Source organism: Desulfitobacterium sp. (assembly GCF_982384815.1).
Genome location: NZ_CEVWNY010000145.1, coordinates 1 through 6,511, shown reverse-complemented (window position 1 = coordinate 6,511; position 6,511 = coordinate 1). Strand labels below are relative to the sequence as shown.

At 45.0% G+C, this 6,511-nt stretch carries 7 protein-coding genes; all 7 read right to left on the bottom strand.

Annotated elements, in window-relative coordinates; translation table 11 throughout:
- On the bottom strand, window positions 1-963 hold a 963-nt coding region (gene lplA, locus AC1U9U_RS14950), incomplete at its 3' end, for a lipoate--protein ligase (RefSeq protein ID WP_479961349.1).
- Window positions 964-1,049: 86 nt separating this feature from the next.
- Entirely contained in the window at window positions 1,050-2,417 is a 1,368-nt protein-coding gene (locus AC1U9U_RS14945) for a D-serine ammonia-lyase (protein ID WP_479961348.1), read from the bottom strand.
- 187 nt (window positions 2,418-2,604) lie between these two features.
- Window positions 2,605-3,459, bottom strand: coding sequence for a DUF6544 family protein (locus AC1U9U_RS14940; RefSeq protein ID WP_479961347.1), 855 nt, complete (start codon window positions 3,457-3,459; stop codon window positions 2,605-2,607).
- Window positions 3,460-3,795: 336 nt separating this feature from the next.
- Window positions 3,796-4,404 (bottom strand): hypothetical protein, encoded by a 609-nt coding sequence (locus AC1U9U_RS14935; protein WP_479961346.1) that lies wholly within the window; start codon window positions 4,402-4,404, stop codon window positions 3,796-3,798.
- Window positions 4,405-4,419: 15 nt separating this feature from the next.
- Window positions 4,420-5,415 (bottom strand): flotillin-like protein FloA, encoded by a 996-nt coding sequence (floA, locus tag AC1U9U_RS14930; RefSeq protein ID WP_479961345.1) that lies wholly within the window; start codon window positions 5,413-5,415, stop codon window positions 4,420-4,422.
- A gap of 35 nt (window positions 5,416-5,450) precedes the next feature.
- Complete coding sequence (locus AC1U9U_RS14925; RefSeq protein ID WP_479961344.1) at window positions 5,451-5,924, bottom strand: NfeD family protein; 474 nt, start codon at window positions 5,922-5,924, stop codon at window positions 5,451-5,453.
- A 41-nt stretch (window positions 5,925-5,965) separates the two neighbouring features.
- On the bottom strand, window positions 5,966-6,511 hold a 546-nt coding region (locus AC1U9U_RS14920), incomplete at its 5' end, for a DUF1836 domain-containing protein (RefSeq protein ID WP_479961343.1).

The window sequence follows — 6,511 nt, the reverse complement described above, 5'->3', positions numbered from 1 at the left end:
GATAACCACTTTGTCTTCCGGTTGAACATTGACCGCATCTAAGGCCATGGCTAAATCTCCACCATTAAATGGTTTATTGAGGAAACAGCCGCTGATCTCCTGAATAAGATTAGCATTCATAGCATCGGAGTAAATAGTAGACTCGGTGATACACCCCTTGTTTAATCTTAAGCCCAGTTCGATGCCACCCCAAGGAAAACGAGTTTCTAAGACAAGATCAAATTGCGGCGTTTTGCCATAGCGCCATTCCCAGGAAGCGTACTTTTCATAAAGTAACTTTAGGTCGACTTCCGTATTTTTGATGAGTATGGGGTCCGTACACTCTCCGTAGAGGCTTTGAAAACTCAGGCTCAGCTTTTCTTTCATTTGGTCAATTGAAAGGTCCGGTACATAGTTACACAGGTTAGTGATCCGCGATTGAACCGATTGGACCCCTTTGGAGGCCATTTTTTCTTTGGATACTTGCAGGTATTTCCCTACTTTTTCCCCATCCACATGGACAAGAACTGTACCATGATGGTAGGCTTTATCTTTTTCAAAATAAAAAGCATTACCGGAGAATTTCTTCCCCTCTACTGTTAGATCATTGCGACCGGAAAATTCGGCTTTAATACCGAGGGCTTTGACGCCATCCAGAATCACTTGCAGTTGCTTATGTAAATCATACAGATTGCGATCCATAATAAAGGTAAAGTTAAGATTCCCCAAATCATGGAAAACCGCACCGCCACCGGACAGACGGCGGGCCAGTTTTCCCCCATCTTCTTCAAGGGCTGTGCAGCGGCACTCTTTCCAGGGATTTTGATTTCTCCCGATGACCACGGTATTTTGATTCTGCCAAAGATAAAGGATGATTTGGTTTTGCTCGACCTTATGGAGGAGGAATTCTTCTAAGGCTAAATTATGCCAAGGATCAAAGGAGTCGGAAAATACAATTTTTGTTTTTAGGGATTGGGTGGACATAGGTATCATCCTCTCATCATAACTATGAAATCTTTATAATACGGTGTACTTATTACATGTTTCTTTGCTCAATTCACATTTACTAATCATAGTTCAGTTATTGACGCCTCGCCATCCCTCCCGCGTTGCAGATAATCTGCCATGATTTCCGGGGGGACGAGACTGCCGCCGGTAGCCCAAATCAGATGGGTTCCTCGCCCTATCTTTTCCTCAAGCCCCTGATCTTTAAGATATTGGCGGCCTTCTTTACTTAGCAACAGTCCAGCCGGACCGGCCATACCGGCTAAGGCAGAGGGCTCACATTGAATGTTTTCGGTTTGAGCCAGAGCCGTTAGCAGGCGAAAAAGTTCTTTATCTTGAATAGTATAAGCTCCGCTGAGTAAGTTCTCAATGGCTGTGCCCACAAAACGCGAGGCTCTCCCCACCGCTAGTCCATCAGCTTCCGTCTTATTATCCAGACCGATATCTTGAACCGAGATCCGGTCGTGAAGGCCAGTGGCAAGGCCCAAAAGCATACAGGGTGAATGGGTGGGCTCGGCAAAGAAGCAATGGACATTTTCCTTGAAAAGCTCCTTTAGCCCGTAGGTTACACCACCGGGTCCCCCTCCTACACCGCAGGGTAGGTAAACAAAAAGAGGATGATCGGAGTTTACTAATAGTTTTAATTCTGTAAACTGCTCTCTTAAACGCAGTCCGGCTGCAGCATAGCCCAAAAATAAATCAAGGGAATTCTCATCATCGATAAAATGACAATTAGGATCAAGTTCTGCTTGTCGTCTCCCTTCCGCCACCGCCTTGCTGTAATCGGAAGCGTATTCAACTACATTTACCCCTTTGGAACATAAAAGCTCCTTCTTCCACTCTTTGGCATCGGCAGACATATGGACGGTGACCTTGAAGCCCAGTTTCGCTCCGATGACGCCAATGCTTAAACCAAGATTCCCAGTGGAACCCACGGCAATAGAAAACTGAGAGAAAAAATCTCGAAAGGCAGAATCAGCAAGAAGGGCATAATCCTCTCCCTTAGTTAATCGTCCCTCCCGCAGGGCAAGGGTTTCCGCATGCTTAAGCACCTCATAGATTCCTCCCCTGGCTTTGATAGAGCCGGAAATAGGAAGATGACTGTCGGCTTTAAGCCACATTTTGCCCGGTATCTCTACTCCGTAGTACTTTTCCAGATACCTTTGCATATTTTCGATGGGCATAAGGGGAGATTCGATCAATCCCCCGGAAGATATCGTCTCCGGAAATGCTTTGGCAATATACGGAGCAAACCTGCGTAACCGTTCCTCAGCTTCACAGATTTCTGAGGCATCCGGAAGCTTATCGACCATATTGGGTGTCCCATAATGAGGATTGATCCAGAAGGTCTCCCTGGCTGCCATCAAATCTTCCATAATAGGGATTTGGGATATTAATTCAGACCCTTTATTGGAAAAGTTCTGCTCTTTCAACGTAAAGCCTCCTTAGGTTAAAGACTTTAAACCATCGTAATTAGTTATTTCATATTATAGCAAAACACTGAGTAGAGGGATATGGCACTTTGCAACGTTGCCTACGCCCCTGGTTTCCTTGTACGCCCGCAGACTATACTCCGAAGCTTAAAAATCCCCACCGGATTTACCGGTGGGGACTACTTGCTTAGTAACGTGCAGGGTTATTATATTCAATTTCTTTTACTAGGAAATGATACCAGTGAAAATCCCCGGAGCCAAGTTTCCAGATAAGGTCACCTTGAGAGGGAACCTTAAGTCCATTAAACTCTTGATGTTCTTGTACGACACAGGACCATGTCTCGAGGCGATATTCTCCATCAAATTCCCCATAGCGCCGGGCTTCGAAGCTCTGGACCTCGCCTTGATCATTGAAGGTAAATACACCGGAAGCAGTTACCCCTTGATAACTCATAGTAGCTTGGGCAGAATTTTCGTTAATCTCCTGCCATTGTATGTAATCGCTTAAGGCCGCTGAGGGGGACCACATAATTTCAGCAAGATAACGTAACAGGGTTCCTTGATCGATTTCTTTACCTTGACCATCGGCCACAGTCAACAAGGAAAGAACTTTAATCAGCATTTGCCCATGACCATCTATGTATTTGTCCCTTCCGGAGATATGGAAGAACGGTGCCATTTTAATGTCTGCAAACCAGATAAAGCCCGGTTCAATAATTCTAAAATATTGTTCCACTTTTCCCTGCATCCAGGGCTGGTCTGCTTTTAACCTTAAGGTGATATCTTGTTTGGTCCGGGTCGCAATGATTCGCTCTTTGCCAATTATTTGGGATTGATTCAGCCATTTTTGAACGGGCTGAGGCAGTCCGGCGAAATCTTCAGCTTGAATAATATTCTGATCATTTTCTATACCTTTGTAAAATTGATCAACTTCTTGTGCTACCATTTGCTTAAATTGAACCTTGGCAAGCGATGTAACAACTACGAAAACCAAGGCAACGGCCAATAATACCGCTAGAATAATCAAAACGATTTTGCCCATAGAAATAACCCCCCTTGGCATTTTATTGCCGATACAGAATTGCGTAAGCTCGATACCGCCCAACTTGTTCCTTTAAGCGTAAGCAGAGTCTTGCATGCTGATTAAAATATTTAATTTAGCTAAATAAGTCACAAGCATAGACTTAAGGAAATGGGTTTTAACAATCATTAAAAACTATCCTTATTGTATAATTTATGGCAATTAAATCAACCAAAATATTTTAAAAAATAATCGCCAGGGCTATAGCTGCTTAAGCTATGCTTCTGGCGATTTATAATAAGCTCAAATTTCTAATTTGATATTTCGATTAACGCATCTAATTTTTCAGTCAAAAATCTAGCTTCTTCTCTTATAAGCCAACTTGCTATGGGCCCGTGGTTTGCCCAGGACTTCTGCCCAGATTACGCCCTGGACCAGTGGGTTAGGGGAGATATTTAAGACAGGGTTCTCGATTTGAGTAGATTTTGGCACGGGAAGCTCTGCTTTAGGTATACCTGCTGTTCTCTTTTTTCTTTCAGTATTAAAGGTTCCCTCGCTGCCATAACTACCTTCAACTCTGCCTTCTAACCCTCCCCTTCCTTCTACTCCGCTAGTTCCCTCAACTCCCCAGGTGCCCTCCGGACTATGAAATTCTTCAGAGGCGGCTCTACCTTCCCTGCCGATACCGGATGGGGTAGTCCGAGAGGGAGTGGTGGTGCGGGAAGGTTGATCGGTACGAATCTCTTTAGGGAACAACTCCCGTTCCAATTCTTCAAACATATCCCGCCAGTTAGGCCGCGGAGATTTGGTTTCCCGTTGTGGGAAGTTAGTAGGGCGATTATAGGGAGAGCCAGATGGTCGACCACGGTCAGGCCTCCGGTTTTGGGGTTTTTTATTATCTGAACCGAAAATTGTAAATATAGCGTAGATAAAAATAATAATGGGCAAGAATGAAAATATATCCATTAGGTCTTCACCACCCTACTTTTTCGGGTTGGGGTCTGATTGGGGGCTGCTGGTACGGGCAATATTCTCGCGCATGCTTGTATCTGCCATGATATTTTGCATATTGTAATAATCCATGACTCCAAGCTTTCCTTCTTTCAGAGCTTCGGAAAGGGCCAAAGGCACTTCGGCTTCTGCTTCCACAACCTTAGCGCGCATCTCTTGCACATAGGCGATCATTTCTTGTTCTTTGGCTACCGCCATCGCCCTACGCTCTTCGGCTTTCGCTTGAGCAATCCGCTTATCAGCTTCGGCTTGGTCGGTTTGCAGTTGGGCACCGATATTCTTACCTACATCAACATCCGCGATATCGATAGAGAGAATTTCAAAGGCTGTACCGGAATCAAGTCCTTTAGCTAATACTGTGCGCGATACCATATCGGGGTTTTCCAGTACTTGTTCATGGGATTGAGAGGAACCGATACTGGTGACGATACCTTCCCCAACCCGGGCGATAATAGTTTCTTCTCCGGCACCACCGACCAGACGATCGATGTTGGCGCGGACGGTTACCCGAGCTTTAACACGCAGCTCAATACCGTTTTTAGCCACTGCCGAAACAATCGGCGTTTCAATAACTTTCGGGTTAACAGACATCTGCACGGCTTCCAGAACATCACGACCGGCCAGGTCAATAGCTGCGGCTCTTTCGAATTGGAGAGGAATAGCTGCACGCTCGGCAGCAATCAAGGCATTGACCACTCTATCGACATTACCGCCGGCAAGATAATGGGCTTCCAGCTTGGCCGTAGTCACACTCAAACCGGCCTTATGGGCTTTGATTAAAGGATTGACAATCTTCGATGGTGTTACACGTCTTAACCGCATACCGACAAGGGTAAAGATACCGACATTGACCCCTGCTGCTAAAGCAGAGATCCAGAGACCTACGGGAATAAAGGTGAGAAGAATACTGATAAGAATAAAAGCTAACGCGAGAAGAATAATAGGTACTAAGTTTCCAATTATCATACTATTCGCCCGTAATGGGCTCCACCTCCTAAATTTTAAATGTTTCTGACGATAACCCGGGTACCTTCGACGGCAATAACTTTTACCCGGCTATGAATCTCAATAAATCCTCCTTCGGTTACCACATCAATCCTCCTGCCATCGAAATCAGCCGTTCCGGCCGGGCGTAAAGGACTAAGAGCAACTCCTTCGCAACCTACATAGCTTGCCAAATCTACGGTAGGAGCGACATAACCTTCTTGATTGGATTGCTGGGCGGTCAAAGAAAAGCGTTTCCAAAAGCGCCGGGTGCGCGGAAAAAGAAAGCTTAAAGCGAAAAGTATTCCTAAAACGAGTAGAAATGCACTGACATAGGCAACACCATGAAGTACGGAATCCGCTGTCAGGAAAATCCCAGTGGATAAGAGAACCAGTCCCGCAATCCCTAAAATCCCGCCGGGAATGAAGATCTCTAGAAATAGAAAGCTCAAACCCAAAATAATTAGAGCCACTATCCCACTTGTTACCATAATTCTTCCCTCCTCTCTATTATAATATGAATCAGCCTAAGCTAGGACTCTTCCTCGAGGGTGCCGGTCTGGGGAATATTCTTTAACCATTGCTGGGCAATCTGTTTATAAAGGTTAGCTCGTGCTAAAAGATTTAAAATGACCAAGGTCCCAGCCACCTTATCCTTATCCTCTTCCGTAAGCTCCTCACCGGCTAGTGCTTCGTTAACTTCCCTAGGCAATTGCTCAATAGAAGCAACCCAATTCTTCTGGGTAAGATCAAAGATCTCACTATAGTATCGGTATAACTTAGCCGGATTGATTCTATCATCGGAATTGTCATCCAGGTTCAAATTCACAAACCTTAATAATTGGGAAGCCTCTTCCAGAGATAAAACATTTCTCAGATCATTTAACAAAAGAATGTTGGCGACCTGCTCTCGGGAATACTTTTTCTTCTGCGGATGTGGGAGATATTTTCTTCGTACCCAGTTCTGAATATGGGTGTTGTTAATGTCGTTCTGGCCTACCCGTTGAGCAACTTCCACCACCTGGGATAACATCATAGAATCTAGCTCCAGATAAGGCAAAGCTTTTGTTTTCGGTTC

Bases quoted from the DNA above. Each gene is read 5' to 3' on its own strand.
- AC1U9U_RS14940 (WP_479961347.1), bottom strand. From the start codon at position 3,459: ATGGGCAAAATCGTTTTGATTATTCTAGCGGTATTATTGGCCGTTGCC.
- AC1U9U_RS14935 (WP_479961346.1), bottom strand. From the start codon at position 4,404: ATGGATATATTTTCATTCTTGCCCATTATTATTTTTATCTACGCTATA.
- floA (WP_479961345.1), bottom strand. From the start codon at position 5,415: ATGATAATTGGAAACTTAGTACCTATTATTCTTCTCGCGTTAGCTTTT.
- AC1U9U_RS14925 (WP_479961344.1), bottom strand. From the start codon at position 5,924: ATGGTAACAAGTGGGATAGTGGCTCTAATTATTTTGGGTTTGAGCTTT.